Here is a 15,313-nt window from a genome sequence, read left to right on the forward strand (position 1 = left end):
GATCCGTGTTTCTCTTATGGCTTACCAACAACTTTTGCCTTTTCTTCTTCAATCCACCACAGCGTCTCGACCGGAAAGCCGTAATCGGGCTTCGGTTCCTTGAAACCGAACCGGTCCCAATAGGCGACGAGATGATTCGCTGTTGTCCAATTTGGAATCCAGTCGCGCCGGATACGCAAGTACCGATCCAGCACTCTGATGGTCGCGACAAGATCGTCGCGGGTCGTAACCTTTCCGGCATCGTCGATCAGGGCGTCGATCACCGGGTCGGCAGTGCCGGGCAGATTATAGCTTCCGGGCGTCTTGGCCGCTTGCGAACCAAACATGCTGGAAAGCGATTCTGACGTCGGCGTCGCGCCAAACAGCATTGCAATGCCCACCATGTCGAACTGGAAATCCTGCATCCGTGCCTGATATTGGCTGGCATCCACCAGCCGCAAATTGGCATCGATACCGATGGCCCGCAGTTTCTGGATGAACGGATTGTAGACGCGCGTGAAGGCTTCCGAATCGCTGAGAATTTCCAGCGCGAATTTCGCGCCGTCCTTGTCGTGAAACTGCCCGTTGCGCCGCTCGAAACCGGCTTCTTCCATCAGTTTGACGGCTTTGCCGAATTGCGCGCGGTCCCGCCCTGTTCCATCCGAAACCGGCAGGGTGACGGCCTCGCCGAACACGGCATCGGGAAGCTTGCCGCGATAGCGTTCCAGCACTTTCAACTCATCCGGGGTGGGAAGGCCCCTGGCCTGAAAATCCGACCCGTTGAAACTCGATTGCGAGCGCTCATAGGTGTCGAAGAAGAGGTTCTTATTGGTCCACTCGAAATCAAAACAGAGGCTGATTGCCTCCCGCACGCGCGGGTCGCGGAAACGCTCGCGACGCTGGTTCAGCGCCCAGGCCTGCATCAGCGGGCTCTTCTCTTTCGGGAAGGTGCGCTTGATGATTTTCTTTTCCTGAATGGCCGGGAAGTCGTAGCCGGTAGCCCAGTTCTTGGACACGCTTTCCGAACGGAAATCGATATCGCCTTTCTTGAAGGCTTCGAATTCCGGCTGCCGGTCGCGGAAGAACTCGATGTGGATGCGGTCGAAATGGCTGGAGCCGCGCCGCACTGGCAAATCCCTGGCCCAGTAGTCTTCGACACGATCATATTCAATGAATTGACCGGCGGTGAAATTCCCCACCTTGTAAGCGCCCGAACCGAGCACCGGTTCCATCGTGGTCGCTTCGAAATCGCGATCCTTGAACCAGGTCTCCGACAGGATCGGCAGCACCACGGCGTCAAGGATGGCGTTGGGGCCGCGATCCGTCGCAAAACGCATGCGAATATCGTTCTTGCCCGTCAGTTCCACCTTTTCCAGCCCGGCGAGCGACTGACGTATGAGCGGGTGGCCCTTTTCCTTCAGCACCGTATAGGTGAACAGCACGTCTTTCGCCGTGATCGGTGATCCGTCATGGAACCGCGCTTCCTTGCACAGCTTGAAGGTGCAGGCCCGACGATCTTTCGACAGCGTGACGCTTTCAGCGAGAAGTCCGTAGACGGAATCCGGTTCATCGAGCGCCGGGACCATCAGGCTGTCATAGGTCAGCTCCATGCGCGGCGGCGCGTCGCCTTTGAAGGTAAAGGTGCTGAGCGTGTTGAAGGTCTGCGTGTTCTGGTTCCAGGTCCAGCTTGCTGGCGCAAACCTGAACGTGCCGCCTTTCGGCGCGTCTGGACTGGTGTAATCGAAATGGGTGAAATCGCTGCCATATTTCAGCTCGCCAAAGGCGGACAGGCCATGCAGGGACTTGCCGGTCGGCACCTCCGCATAGGCGTTGGCAATGACAGCCTGACCCGGCAGGCAGGCCGCGATTGCGGCACTGCCCGAAACACCCAGAAAATGGCGGCGGTTCATGCGAAGCATCGTCATTCTCCGCTTGTCCCTATTCGCTGCCGGTCTTCAGTTTGGCTTCCTTCGCGGGATCGACCCACCATGAGAATGGATCGATGCCCAGATAATCCGGCTGCTTTTCCGGCATGCCGAACTTGTTCCAATAGGCCACATTGATGTGGTCGGAATACCATTGCGGGATCACGTAATAATTCCACAACAGCGCCCGGTCGAGCGCATGGCTTGCGGCCACCAGTTCCTCGCGATCCTTGGCATAGATCACGCGGTCGATCAGCGTGTCGATGGCCGGGTTTTTGATACCGGCATAATTGCGGCTGCCTTTGAAATCTGCGGCCTTCGAGCCCCACATGTCGCGCTGCTCATTGCCGGGCGAGGCGGTCTGCGCGATGACCGAGGTGATGATATCATAGTCGAAATCATTGACCCGCCCCTGATATTGGGCGGTATCGACGATACGCACCGTGGCATTGATCCCGATCTTGCGCAGGCTCGCCGCAAACGGATTGTAGATGCGCTCGTCGGTCGGATCCTTGCCGAGAAATTCGATGGTGAACGGATTGCCATTCGCATCGACCAGCTTGTTGCCCTGCAATTTCCAACCCGCTTCCGCAAACAGCTTCAGAGCCGTTCGCAGATTATCGCGGGTGGCCTGCGGCGTGTCGTAAACAGGCAGCTTGAATTCCTTGCTCAGTGCATCTGCGGGGAGCGCATCCTTGACCGTTTCGAGAATGGCCTGCTCCGCCGGGGTCGGCGGGCCGCTCAGCTGCAATTCATTGCCAGCGAAATAGCTGTTGATGCGGTTATACTGATTGAAAAACAGCATGCGGTTCATGGATTCGAAGTCGAAAGCATAGGTCAGCGCTTGACGAACTTTCGGGTCCTTGAACTTGTCGCGCCGCGTATTCAGGAAATAGCCCTGCATGCGGCCGACGGCATTATACGGGAAGGACTTCTTGACGACGTCACCGCGCTCGACTGCCGGAAAATTATACTGTTCCGCCCAGCGCTGGGCGCGGTTTTCGTTACGATAATCATACTGGCCGCCCTTCTTGAAGGCTTCCCAGGTTGCATCTTCGTTGAAGTAATACTCGTAGACGACGCGGTCGAAATTGTTGCGACCGACATTCACGGCCAGGTCTTTGCCCCAGTAATCATCAACGCGCGCCCAGGTGATGGAGCGTCCCGGCGCAACGCGGTCGATCTTGTAGGCAGAGGAACCCAGCGGAATTTCCAGCGTCGGGCGGCTGATATCGCGCTGTTTGCCCTGCGCGTCCTTGCCCTCCCACCAATGCTGCGGCAGCACGGCAAGCTGGCCCATGATTTGCGGCAATTCGCGATTGCCCTTTTGGCTGAAGTTGAACTTCACCTCGTGGTCGCCGGTCTTTTCCGCGCTTTCCACGTCGCCATAATATTTGTTGTAAAGTGGCGACTGCTTTTTCAGCACATTGAAGGACCAGATCACGTCTTCCACGGTGATCGGCTTGCCGTCATGCCATTTGGCGTTCGGGTTGAGCTTGAACTTCACCCAGGAATAATCATCCGGGTACTGAAGCGCTTCGGCGATCAGCGGATATTGTGTCGATCCCTGATCGAGCGAATCTGTCATCAGCGTATCGTAGAGCATGCCGCCGCCGAAGTCTGACAGGCCCGCTGCGGCGACGCCCTGCACGACGAACGGGTTGAGACTGTCGAATGTGCCGACGGCCACCTGATTGAGCGTGCCGCCCTTCGGCGCTTGCGGGTTTACGTAGTCGTAATGCTTGAAATCAGCCGGATATTTGGGCTCGCCGAGCAGGCTGGAAGAACTGCGCCATTGGGGTTCCACGTCGCTCGCATGGCTTAACGACATTGTGCTTGCAAGCATGGCAACCGCAAATGCACCCGCCCAAAACGCTTTCATCCAGTCTCTCCGTTTCTGCTTCGGATCATCTGTATGAGTCTTATGGGTTTTTGCGGAGGAAGAAAGGCAGCGGGACAATAAATTTCATCGTCCAAATGAAAAAGCCCGGTTAAAACCGGGCTTTTCGATCATTCTTGCGCTATTAGTTCGCCGGTGCGGCTGGCTTTTCGCCTTCCGGTGCAGGCGCTGCATCCGCAGGCTTGGCATCGCCGCCTGCCGGTGCGGCATCAGCGGCTGGAAGTGGAGCCGGGTTGTCGGACAGCGTGCGCAGATAGGCGATCAGATCGGCGCGCTCATTGTCCTTCTTGTCGCCCGCAAAGCCCATGGCCGTGCCCTTGATGAAGCCCTTTGGCGATGTCAGGAACTTGTTGAGATGCTCGAAGTCCCACTTGTTGCCGCCTGCGCCGAATTCCTTCATGGCGGACGAATAGCCAAAACCTTCAACGGAAGCCGCCGGACGGTTCACGACATCCCACAGATGCGGGCCGACCTTGTTTGCGCCGCCCTTTTCGCCGGTGTGGCAGGCAGCACAGCGCTTGAAGACTGCTTCGCCGCGCGCCGGATCGGCGGATTGCAGCAATGTTGCGATGGAAACTTCTTCCTTGGCCGGTGCAGCTCCCCCTTCACCGGTCGACGCTTCCGCCGCTTCGATTATAAAGCCGGGCTTTTCCGGTGCCGGCGAATGAAACAGCGCATCGGACAGGATGCCCGTCGTCATGACAACGAAAACCGTTGCCAGAAAAGCCATGATAAACTTGTTAGTCCGGGTTGAATTCATCGCCGGTCAGCGCTCCCTCTACCAAAACGCTCTCCCCGAGAACGCTCTCCTCAGCCGACATGCGCACCTCATATGAGGTTGCAATTCTCTCCGCGGCATCGGGCGGAAACTAGGTCTTTTACCAGGGCGATGCAACACCTATAAGGGTAACCAGACCCGTGACTTTTTGACACTTTTGCAGCATTTACAGTGCGGATAAAACTCCTCGAAAGACGGCCACGATCCGACGAGACAACAAGAGGCGACCATGCTTCAGACCCTAAAGACCCTCACTCTTATTCCGGCAAGACTGGCCGCCACGCGCCTGCCGAACAAGCCGCTGGCCGATATTTGCGGGAAGCCGATGATCGTGCATGTGGCCGACAGAGCCGCCGCCGCCAAACTTGGGCGCGCCGTCGTTGCGACCGATAGCGAGGAAATTTTTGCCGCCGTCACTGCGCATGGCCACGAAGCCGTCATGACCCGCACCGATCACGAATCGGGTTCGGACCGCATCTATGAAGCGCTTTTGAAGCTCGATCCGGCTGGCGAGTTCGATGCCGTGGTCAATGTGCAGGGTGATTTGCCGACCATAGATCCCGACATAATCCGCCGCGCTCTGCTGCCGCTCGAAGACGGCCCGGCAGATATTGCGACGCTTGGCGTCGAGATTGAGGAAGAATCGGAAAAGACCAATCCGAGCGTGGTGAAGATCGTCGGCTCGCCGCTGGCGGGCAGTTCGCGTCTGCGCGCGCTCTATTTCACCCGCGCCACGGCGCCTTATGGCGAAGGCCCGCTTTATCATCATATCGGTCTTTATGCCTATCGCCGTTCAGCGCTGGAGAAATTCGTGAAACTCGGGCCGTCGCCGCTGGAAAAGCGCGAAAAGCTTGAGCAATTGCGCGCTTTGGAAGCCAGCATGCGCATCGATGTCGAAGTGGTGAAAACGGTGCCGCTGGGCGTCGATACGCCCGCCGACCTTGACCGCGCCCGACTTCTTGTCGCAAAGGGTCTTTGACAAGGTCAACAACCAGGAAAGCCCCGCGAGTGAGGGGCGTTTGAGAAAGTACGACGACGATGAAAACCAACCGGATTTCTTTTCAGGGTGAAGCGGGTGCCAATTCCGATACGGCGTCGCGCAACATGTTTCCCGGTATGGAGCCTTTGCCGTGTCCGACTTTTGAAGATGCTTTCAACGCGGTCGAGACCGGTGCTGCCGATCTGGCGATGATCCCGATCGAGAATACGCTGGCTGGTCGCGTTGCGGATATTCATTATTTGCTGCCGCTGGCCGACATGCACATTGTGGGTGAATATTTCCTGCCGATCCATTTTCAGTTGATGGTGCTTCCGGGCGTCAAGCGCGAGGAAATCAAGACGGTTCACAGCCATATTCACGCGCTCGGCCAGTGCCGCAAGGTCATCCGCCAGAACGGCTGGAAGCCGGTCATCGCGGGTGATACGGCGGGCGCTGCCCGTCTCGTCGCCGACATGCAGGACCGTTCGATGGCAGCGCTCGCGCCGCGTCTGGCCGCCGATCTCTATGGCCTCGATATTCTGGAAGAAAATGTCGAGGACGCGGAAGACAATGTGACCCGCTTCGTGGTTCTTTCCAAGGAAAAGCAATGGGCACCACGCCCGGAAAACGGCGAACGCATCATGACGACGTTTGTTTTTCGCGTGCGCAACGTTCCGGCGGCGCTTTACAAGGCGATGGGCGGCTTTGCCACCAACGGCGTCAACATGACCAAGCTCGAAAGCTATCAGATCGGCGGGCGTTTCATTGCCACGCAGTTCTATGCCGATATTGAGGGCCACCCTGAAGACCGCAATGTACAGCTCGCTTTGGAGGAGCTCGAATTCTTCTCCAAGGAAGTACGTATTCTCGGCGTCTATCGGGGCAGCGACATTCGCGGCACGCAGTTGCTCGCCGCGGAATAATTCACGAAAATATCGGGCAGAATCAGTTTTCCGCCCATGCCTTGATCAGATGGGTTGCGATGGCGCCGGATGGTGGCACTCGCAGCCCATTTTCATGGGTGCCCGCCAGCATGGTGCGGACTTCATCCTTGCCGAACCAGCGTCCGTCTTCCAGTTCCGAGCGGTCGATGGTGAAGTCGTCCGACAGCACTTCGGCATGGCAGCCGATCATCAGCGAATAGGGAAACGGCCAGGGCTGGCTGGCGTGATATCCGACGCGACCAATGGCGAGCCCCATTTCCTCAAGGCTTTCACGACGAACCGCTGCTTCAATCGTCTCGCCATGTTCGATGAAACCAGCAAGGCAGGAATAGGAACCGGCAGCAAAATGCGGGCTGCGCGCGAGAATGCATTTGTCACCGCGCACCGGCAGCATGATCGCCACCGGATCGGTGCGCGGGAAATGCTCGGCGCTGCAATTTGGACATTGACGCTTGGCACCACCGGCGCGCATTTCGGTCTTTGTGCCACAACGCCCGCAGAAACGGTGATTGTTGTGCCAGGCAGTTAGTGCCGCTGCTTGCGCCAGCGCGCCCAGCAGATCGGCTGAAACCAGCCCTTCCATATAGATGCTGCGATAGTCCTGCGCCCGAAACGGTACTTCCAGCGCCTCGGGATCGATGGGGGCCATCAGGGCGACGAGCGGCGTGCCATCCTGCAACCCCAGAAACACCGGCTCATGCAGATCGGGTGCAAAGTCCCTCGCTTCGCTGAAGCGGAACAGCGCCCGCGGCGTCTTTTCATAGGTGTAATCGAGCAGAAGCTTGTTGCCGCCCAAAAGCATGACGCGCGTTTCCGGCAGTTCCAGCGCGGTGAAGGCCGAATCGTCCTGACGTTTTTCGGACTGGCGGTCGATGCGGTTGCCACCAAAGCCGACAAAACGGCTCGGTTCTATTTCCGGCAGATCGTAGAGGCGGAAAGCCATGATGCTCTCGAATTGCTGTTGTTGGGAAAATTACAGCGCCGCGCGAATGTCGGCGATTAGCTTGCGGGCGTCTTTTTCGTCATAGGTTTCACGTGTGCCATGACCCCAGACGGGGCCGGGCCATCCCGCATCGCCCTCGTTGCGGGCAATCACATGGAGATGAAGTTGGCGCACGATATTGCCGAGGGCTCCGGTGTTGATTTTCTGGCACTCGGTCACGGTTTTCAGCGCCTGCGCTACCAATCCGGCCTCGAAGGTGAGAATCGTCTGGTCGAGCGGCGTCAGATCGTGAATTTCTGAAAGATCGGCCCTGCGCGGCACGAGGATAAGCCACGGCCAGCGGCGGTCATTCATCAGCCGCAACTCGCAAAGGCCGAGCACGGCGACGGAAAAAGTGTCGGCATCAAGCCGCTTATCGAGTTCATACTGTGTCATAAGCTGATTCTACGTGTCTGATCCAAAAGCGCCATGCCGGGCTGCAAATGGCAATTTCTGCGCTTCCGGTGCTCACGTACTTCTATGTACGCTGCGCTCCGGTTCTCGAAATCACCATTTTCGCCTCGGCCTGCCGCTTTTTGCTTCAGACACTTACCAGTTTTTTTCGTTCTGCGCTTGCTTTTTGCGCTGCGATTGACGATATGCAGCGTGGGAGGTTGGTGGTGGACGAGCCACTCGCCAACCGGGTCAGGTCCGGAAGGAAGCAGCCCTAACGAGCCAGGCACGGGTCGCCGTGCCAGCCTCCCACCTTTTTCTCATTCGCCACTTTTCTTGGCTATCTGGCGGCTGTTGATGAACAGTGTCCGTTGTTGACCTTGCTCATGCGTCCGGTCCAAACTGTCGGTCGAGAAAAAAGCGTAACAGGAAGAACGGAAGGGTCGCCATGGATACGAAATCCGCTGGCATTGCTGCCGATGGGGCCTATCGCGTTCTCGCCCGCAAATATCGTCCGCAGAATTTCAACGATCTCGTCGGCCAGGAGCCGATGGTACGCACGCTCAAAAATGCGTTCGAGACCGGTCGCATCGCGCAGGCCTGGATGCTGACCGGCGTTCGCGGCGTTGGCAAAACGACGACGGCGCGCATTCTGGCGCGGGCGCTCAATTACAAGACCGATACTGTCGATCAGCCGACCATCGACCTTTCCGTGCCCGGCGAGCATTGTCAGGCAATCATGGAAGGCCGCCATGTCGATGTGATCGAGATGGACGCTGCCTCGCATACCGGCATCGACGATATTCGCGAGATCATCGAGCAGGTGCGCTATCGCCCGGTTTCAGCGCGCTACAAAGTCTACATCATCGACGAAGTGCACATGCTCTCTAATCAGGCCTTCAATGGTCTGTTGAAGACGCTGGAAGAACCGCCGCCGCATGTGAAATTCATCTTCGCCACCACCGAAATCCGCAAGGTGCCGATCACGGTTCTGTCGCGCTGCCAGCGCTTCGACCTGCGCCGCATCGAATCGGGCACGCTGGCGCAGCATTTGCGCCGCATTGCGGAGGCCGAGCAGATCGAAGTCGATGATGCGTCGCTCGCCATGATTGCGCGAGCCGGTGAAGGTTCCGCCCGCGATTCGCTGTCGATCTTCGATCAGGCCATCGCGCATGGTGCCGGTCAGGTCAGTGCGGAAGCCGTGCGTTCCATGCTGGGGCTTGCCGACCGCGCCCGCATTATCGACCTGTTCGAAATGCTGATGCGCGGCGATGTGGCTGGCGCTCTCACCGAGTTTCGCGCCCAATATGATGTGGGTGCCGATCCCTCGGTGGTGCTAACTGATCTGGCCGATTTCAATCATCTGGTAACACGACTGCGCTTCACGCCCGATGTGGCGGAAGATGTGTCGCTGTCGGAAGATGAACGCGTGCGCGGTCGCGATTTTGCGCAAAAGCTGTCCGTGCGCGTGCTGTCGCGCACCTGGCAGATGCTACTCAAGGGCATTGCGGAAGTGGATACGGCGACAAGGCCGGTGCAGGCTGCCGAAATGTTGCTGATCCGTCTGGCGCATGCTGCCGATCTGCCGACGCTGGACGAAGCCCTGCGCGGCCTTGAAAACGGTTCTGTTTCTGCTCCGCGTCCGCAACCTTCGGGCAATCCTCGCTCCAATGGCAACGGCGCGCCGGAAGCACGTTTCGCGGCCGATGCCGTCGGTTCGGCCTCGATGGCATCCGCCTCGGGCGGCCCGGCCACGGCCATGCGTATCGTGGAAACGGCTCCACAACCGGTTCAGCCGCCTGCTCCGCAGCCGGTCGCCGAGAGTGCAGCGCAGCCTTCCGTGCCGGTCAACAGCCTGAACGACATTGTTGCGATGGCCGACAAGCATCGCAACATGCAGTTCAAGATTCTGGTCAAGAACTGCGTGCGTCTGGCCTCCATCGCGCCGGGACGACTTGAAATCGGCCTGACCGACGATGCGCCGAAATCGCTGCCGAGCGAGATCGCGCAGCATCTTTTGAACTGGACCGGCATTCGCTGGGTGGTGACGGTGGCGCGTGACGTCGCGAGCCAGACGGTTGCCGAAGCGGAAACGGAGCGTCGCGACAATCTTGTCACCGATGCCCGCGCCGATCCGGATGTGGCAGCCATTCTCGCGGCCTTTCCGGGCGCGAAAATCACCGACGTGCGCATTGCCGTGGCGGAACAGAACGATGACGAGGACATTGACCTCGACGCCGTTGCTGACGTGCCCGGTGTGCCGTCTGAAGACGACTGAATTATTGAAGACTATGGAGTAAACCCATGCGTGACATGATGGGCATGATGAAGCAGGCGAAGGAATTGCAGGCCAAGATGAAGGCCATGCAGGACGAAATCGCCAATCTGGAAGCCACGGCCTCTTCCGGTGGCGGTCTGGTGACGATCACCCTGTCCGGCAAGGGCTCCTTGTCGGCGCTGAAGATCGATCCGTCGCTGGCCAAGGAAGACGAGGTCGAAATCCTCGAAGACCTGATCATCGCGGCCCACAACGATGCCAAGGCAAAGCTTGAAGCCGTAATGGCCGAAAAGACGCAGTCGCTGACGGCGGGTCTTCCGATTCCTCCGGGTTTCAAGCTGCCGTTTTAAGGGAGTAGGGGAATAAGGGAATAGGGGAGTATGTTTGGCCGGCTGGTTGCCGCCATGTCGCATATCCCTCATTCTCGTCCCCTACTCACTTATTCCCCTATTCCCTTACTCCCTTACAAAAAATGTCCAAACGAATCGCCGGTCCCGAAATCGAACGACTGATCCAGCTTCTGGCCCGTGTACCGGGTCTGGGGCCGCGTTCGGCGCGCCGTGCGGCGCTGCATCTCATCAAGAAGAAGGAAGCGCTTCTGGTGCCGCTGGGCGGCGCCATGCAGGAAGCTGCCGAAAAGGTGCGCATTTGTTCGTGCTGCGGCAATGTCGACACGTCCGATCCCTGCACCATCTGCACGGACGAGCGCCGCGACCCCACCACGCTGATCGTGGTGGAAGACGTGTCCGATCTTTGGGCGCTGGAACGGGCGGGCACGATGAATGTCCGTTATCATGTCCTGGGCGGTCGCCTGTCGCCGCTCGACGGCATCGGTCCTGACGACCTCAATATCAAGGGGCTGGTGGAACGTGTCGCGACCGGCGAAATCAAAGAAGTGATTCTCGCAGTCAATGCGACTGTCGAAGGCCAGACCACCGCGCATTACATTACCGATCAATTGGCGAATTTCGAGGTTCGCGTCACACGGCTCGCTCATGGCGTCCCGGTGGGCGGCGAACTCGATTATCTGGATGAGGGCACGCTGGCTGCCGCCTTGCGAGCGAGAACCACCCTTTAGTTATTCAGGAGAAACATGATGGCAGCAAGCCGTTGGAAGCATGCTTTGAAAACTGCTCTGGGGCTTGTCGTCATTCTTGCTGTTTCTCCTGCCGTCGCAGCGCCCTCCAAGGCGCAGGTCGAAAGCCAGTATCGCAACTGGATCGAGCAAGATCTCTGGCCTGAGGCCAAGGCGGCGGGTGTTTCGCGCGCTACCTTCGATCAGGCCTTTGCCGGTGTGGCCATCAATTGGAAATTGCCGGATCTGGTCATCCCCGGGGAAAAGCCGTCGACGCCCAAAGAGCAGAAACAGGCTGAGTTCGGCGCGCCGGGCAAGTATTTCAATGCCAAGACCATGGCCTCGGTCACAAGCGGTGGTCAGGCGCGTTACAGCCAGTATTCCAGTCTTCTGAAACGCATCGAGCAGAAATACGGCGTTCCGGGCCCGATCATTGTTGCGATATGGGGCCGTGAATCGGGCTTCGGCACGGTCAAGATTCCCTATAATGTGTTTGAAGTTCTGGGCACGAAGGCCTTTATGGCGACGCGCAAGGACATGTTCCGCAAGGAACTGATCGCGGCGCTCGAAATTGCGTCCAAAGGCTATATCGACGAAAGCGCCATGAAAAGCTCATGGGCTGGCGCGCTCGGCCAACCGCAATTCATGCCGACTTCCTATCTCAAACATGCCGTCGATTTCGACGGCGATGGCAAGCGCGATATCTGGAATTCCGTGCCAGATACGCTGGCTTCCATCGCCAATTATCTGAAGCTGCACGGCTGGCAGAAGGGGCGCGACTGGGGCTTTGAGGTCAATGTACCGCAGAGCGTGTCCTGCTCGCTGGAAGGCCCGGATCAGGGCAAGCCGATTGCCGAATGGGCCAGGCTTGGCATCACCCGCGTCAATGGCAAGGCTTTTCCAGCCAGCGAAATGAAGGGCGAAGGTTTTCTGCTCATGCCCGCCGGTCGTTTTGGCCCGGCCTTCATCGTAAGCCCGAATTTCTACGTGCTCAAGGACTATAATATGAGCGATCTCTATGCGCTCTTCATAGGCCATGTCGGCGACCGCATCGCCTATGGTGCAGGCGATTTCCAGCAGTCATGGGGCAATGTCGGGACGATATATCGCTCGGATATCGGGGCGATGCAGAAGCGCTTGCAGGCACAAGGCTATGACGTTGGAAAGCCGGACGGGCTGCCGGGCTTCAAGACGCGCCGCTCCATCGGTATGTGGCAGGCAAAGAACGGCTTGGCTTCGACTTGCTTCCCAACAGAAAATATGATTAAGTAAATCTGTATTATATATTATTTATTGTTTTTATATATTAATATTGGGATTTTACGTTGCTTATTTCCGAAAAAGGTCTAAGCACTGCCGACGTTTTTTTTCACATCCGTATTATAAGCGGATTTGGTGTCGGATTGTGTATGTCTCGACTTCTCGCTTTCGCTGCGGGATTTATTCAGCATCCAACAAAGCAGCGTCTGTCGGCTATCCATACGGCTTGGCTTATTTTTATATTCATATATGTTGCATCATATTGGTGGGAAATTCTCGAAGATGGAGCGAACTATTTAGATGATGGTATATTCTATTTTCTTCAGGTTTTAAATATAGCTTTTTTGTATTTTATATGTGTAACCATTACACCGGAGAACATAGACGATTATGACGGGTATTATGATTATTTCTTTTCGAGAAGATTGTGGCTATTTTTCATATTCATGATATCATACATGAATAATTTTGTAATTCACAATTTTGATGTAAGAAATAATTTTACTAATTATATAGAATTATTTTTTGTTTTTATTCTTATTGTTATTGCATTGTTTTCAAAAGTAAAACTTGTCCAAATGGCCGTTATATTGCTTATGATTTTTGTCAGTTTATTATTTTTGTTTTTAAGTTAATCTTTGATAAGCCCGGTGGGTTGCACTGCTTTGGCTGCTCTTTTTATGGAATTAGTAAGTTGACAAAGGCTTGAAGCGCTTTTGTTCTGTAGCGGTCATTGTGCAGTAGAATAAGAAACTGACGATGCGGCAGGATGAAGTCTGCTTTGACGAGCGTTCCTGCGGCAAGATGCGGGGCAGCGACCAGTTCCGATATGGCGGTGACGTAATCGCCGGAACGCACGGCCGAACAAATGGCCTCGTTGGAGGGCAGTTCCAGCGCCACGTTCAACCTCGCGGGGGTATAACCGTTAGCGCGCATGGCATCTTCAAAGACACTGCGCGTTCCAGACCCCTGTTCGCGCAATATCCATTTTCCTTCAAACAGCCGGTCCCACGAGAGACGTCCCGCTCCACTCCATGCGTGGTCAGGGCGCGTGACCAGAATAAGCTGATCCGTCGCCACCTTGCTTATGGAGAGCGCTGACGCGTGCACGGAGCCTTCCGCGAGGCCGATATCGGCTGCGCCTTCCTGCGTTGCCGCAGTCACGCTTTCCGTATTTCCCACGGTCAGCCGCACTTCGACAAGCGGAAAGATGCTGTGAAACTGTGCCAGAAAGGGCGGCAACCAATAGCTTGCGATGGTCTGACTGGCATGGATGGAGAGAAAGCCACGCTTGCCGCCACCGAATTCAGACAGCATACGTTCGGCAGAACGCGCGCGCGCCAGCGTTGCGCGTGCTTCATCCAGAAACAGCCGTCCGTCTCCGGTCAGTTCGATACGACGTCCGATGCGGTTGAATAATGTTGCACCATAGCGCTCTTCGAGGGTGCGGATTGCCGAGCTGACGGCCGAGGGCGTCAGATGTAGAGCCTCGGAGGCGCGGGTCAGATGTTCCCGCTCCGCCACTTCAATGAAAATACGCAGTTGTTCCAGGGTCATAGCGTTATTCGTTCGATTTTATCGAATGAAGTATGCCATATAATGAAATGGATTGAACAGGGGAAATAAGGCATCAGATCGGAATGAAATTCTCATTCGATATGAAATGCCGATAATGACATACTCAAAAATCCAGAACATTCTGCCCGGACTTGCGCTCAGCGTCGGTGTCGCCGCGATGGCGATCGGTCTCGAGAAGATCGAAGTGCATTATGCGGGCAGAGCATGGCTGGAAGCGCTGGTGATTGCCATTCTGCTTGGCACGGCGGTGCGGACTTTCCTGCGTCCGGGCAAACAGTTCAGCAAGGGCATCAGCTTCTCGGCAAAGATGATTCTGGAAATCGCCGTGGTGCTTCTCGGCGCTTCGATCAGTGTCAGCGCAGTGATCGCGGCAGGTTCGGGCCTTATACTTGGCATCGCCTGCGTGGTCATTCTTGCGATTGGATTGAGCTACGGTATCGGGCGGCTGCTCAAGCTGCCGCATCGCATGGCGGTGCTGGTGGCTTGCGGCAACTCGATTTGCGGTAACTCGGCCATAGCGGCGACGGCCCCGGTCATCGGGGCCGAAAGCGAAGATGTTGCCGCCTCCATCGCGTTCACGGCGATCCTCGGCGTGGTTGTCGTGCTGTGCCTGCCATTGCTGGTGCCGCTTCTCGGCCTGTCGCATACGCAATATGGCGTGCTTGCAGGCCTGACGGTCTATGCTGTGCCGCAGGTGCTGGCCGCGACGGCTCCGGTCGCCGCCATCAGTGTGCAGTTGGGCACGCTGGTCAAGCTGGTGCGCGTGCTGATGCTCGGTCCGGTCATTCTGGCGCTGGCGGTTCTTGCCGGTAATAAAAACGCGGATGCAAAGCCTGGCTTTTTCCAACTGGTGCCGTGGTTCATCATTGGCTTTCTTGGAATGATGGCGCTGCACTCGTTGCGTCTCATTCCGGAAGCGCTCCTTCCCGGCATTCAATATGCGTCGACGCTCCTGACCATCATTTCGATGGCGGCGCTTGGTCTTGGTGTCGATGTGCGCTCGGTCGCACAGGCTGGCGGGCGGGTAACGCTGACGGCGGTTCTCTCGCTGCTGGCGCTCGGCATCATCAGCCTCGGACTGATCCATATGCTCGGTGTCGTGTGATTTGCTGCGAAGAAGATATCCCTGCCGCAGTAAAATCGGCAGGGTTCTCCCAATGTGATTAGAGTCCGTTTGAGAATTTAGTTTCCTTGGTCTCTGGTTCGTGATTCACATTAACGATGTGGACACGAGAGACGCGA

The 15,313-nt window shown here is 56.9% G+C and carries 13 protein-coding genes and 1 other RNA gene; 8 read left to right on the forward strand and 6 right to left on the reverse strand.

The window, feature by feature from the left end; genetic code table 11:
- Window positions 1–14: 14 nt before the first annotated feature.
- The 3 genes from FIC94_RS19380 to FIC94_RS19390 form a co-directional block, all read right to left on the reverse strand.
- Window positions 15–1,904 carry an extracellular solute-binding protein gene (locus FIC94_RS19380; protein WP_140026096.1) on the reverse strand — a complete coding sequence of 630 codons (1,890 nt, stop codon included), beginning with the start codon at window positions 1,902–1,904 and terminating at the stop codon, window positions 15–17.
- 13 nt (window positions 1,905–1,917) lie between these two features.
- On the reverse strand, window positions 1,918–3,786 hold the full coding sequence (locus tag FIC94_RS19385; protein ID WP_140026097.1) for an extracellular solute-binding protein: 1,869 nt from the start codon (window positions 3,784–3,786) through the stop codon (window positions 1,918–1,920).
- A 142-nt stretch (window positions 3,787–3,928) separates the two neighbouring features.
- Window positions 3,929–4,564: a c-type cytochrome gene (locus tag FIC94_RS19390; RefSeq protein WP_140026098.1), complete on the reverse strand. Its 636-nt coding sequence runs from the start codon at window positions 4,562–4,564 to the stop codon at window positions 3,929–3,931.
- A 247-nt stretch (window positions 4,565–4,811) separates the two neighbouring features.
- Here FIC94_RS19390 and FIC94_RS19395 point away from each other — a divergent pair, with 247 nt between their 5' ends.
- Both FIC94_RS19395 and FIC94_RS19400 read left to right on the forward strand, forming a co-directional pair.
- Complete coding sequence (locus tag FIC94_RS19395) at window positions 4,812–5,561, forward strand: 3-deoxy-manno-octulosonate cytidylyltransferase (protein WP_140026099.1); 750 nt, start codon at window positions 4,812–4,814, stop codon at window positions 5,559–5,561.
- A 59-nt stretch (window positions 5,562–5,620) separates the two neighbouring features.
- The gene (locus FIC94_RS19400; protein WP_109368066.1) at window positions 5,621–6,484 is read left to right on the forward strand and encodes a prephenate dehydratase; all 864 of its coding nucleotides are present in this window, start codon (window positions 5,621–5,623) and stop codon (window positions 6,482–6,484) included.
- A gap of 22 nt (window positions 6,485–6,506) precedes the next feature.
- On the opposite strand, the gene nudC is transcribed toward FIC94_RS19400, so the two are convergent.
- Window positions 6,507–7,448, reverse strand: a complete 942-nt coding sequence (gene nudC, locus FIC94_RS19405) for an NAD(+) diphosphatase (RefSeq protein WP_140026100.1) — start codon at window positions 7,446–7,448, stop codon at window positions 6,507–6,509.
- Window positions 7,449–7,478: 30 nt separating this feature from the next.
- Window positions 7,479–7,883, reverse strand: coding sequence for an HIT domain-containing protein (locus FIC94_RS19410; RefSeq protein WP_140026101.1), 405 nt, complete (start codon window positions 7,881–7,883; stop codon window positions 7,479–7,481).
- Between the two features lie 213 nt (window positions 7,884–8,096).
- On the opposite strand from FIC94_RS19410, the gene ffs reads away from it, so the two are divergent.
- The 5 genes from ffs (at window position 8,097) to FIC94_RS19435 (ending at window position 12,505) form a co-directional block, all read left to right on the forward strand.
- Window positions 8,097–8,193, forward strand: an RNA gene (ffs, locus tag FIC94_RS19415) — signal recognition particle sRNA small type.
- A 135-nt stretch (window positions 8,194–8,328) separates the two neighbouring features.
- Window positions 8,329–10,158, forward strand: a complete 1,830-nt coding sequence (locus FIC94_RS19420; RefSeq protein WP_140026102.1) for a DNA polymerase III subunit gamma/tau — start codon at window positions 8,329–8,331, stop codon at window positions 10,156–10,158.
- 26 nt (window positions 10,159–10,184) lie between these two features.
- Entirely contained in the window at window positions 10,185–10,508 is a 324-nt protein-coding gene (locus tag FIC94_RS19425) for a YbaB/EbfC family nucleoid-associated protein (protein WP_140026103.1), read from the forward strand.
- A gap of 122 nt (window positions 10,509–10,630) precedes the next feature.
- Window positions 10,631–11,236, forward strand: a complete 606-nt coding sequence (gene recR / locus FIC94_RS19430) for a recombination mediator RecR (protein ID WP_078337776.1) — start codon at window positions 10,631–10,633, stop codon at window positions 11,234–11,236.
- Between the two features lie 18 nt (window positions 11,237–11,254).
- Complete coding sequence (locus FIC94_RS19435; RefSeq protein ID WP_140026106.1) at window positions 11,255–12,505, forward strand: lytic murein transglycosylase; 1,251 nt, start codon at window positions 11,255–11,257, stop codon at window positions 12,503–12,505.
- 666 nt (window positions 12,506–13,171) lie between these two features.
- On the opposite strand, the gene FIC94_RS19445 is transcribed toward FIC94_RS19435, so the two are convergent.
- On the reverse strand, window positions 13,172–14,050 hold the full coding sequence (locus FIC94_RS19445; protein ID WP_140026104.1) for a LysR family transcriptional regulator: 879 nt from the start codon (window positions 14,048–14,050) through the stop codon (window positions 13,172–13,174).
- Window positions 14,051–14,156: 106 nt separating this feature from the next.
- Between FIC94_RS19445 and FIC94_RS19450 the strand changes: the two genes are divergently transcribed.
- Complete coding sequence (locus FIC94_RS19450; protein ID WP_180918061.1) at window positions 14,157–15,176, forward strand: YeiH family protein; 1,020 nt, start codon at window positions 14,157–14,159, stop codon at window positions 15,174–15,176.
- The last annotated feature ends 137 nt before the right edge of the window (window positions 15,177–15,313 follow it).

Origin of the sequence: Ochrobactrum teleogrylli (assembly GCF_006376685.1) — a bacterium.
GTDB classification, from domain to species: domain Bacteria; phylum Pseudomonadota; class Alphaproteobacteria; order Rhizobiales; family Rhizobiaceae; genus Brucella; species Brucella teleogrylli.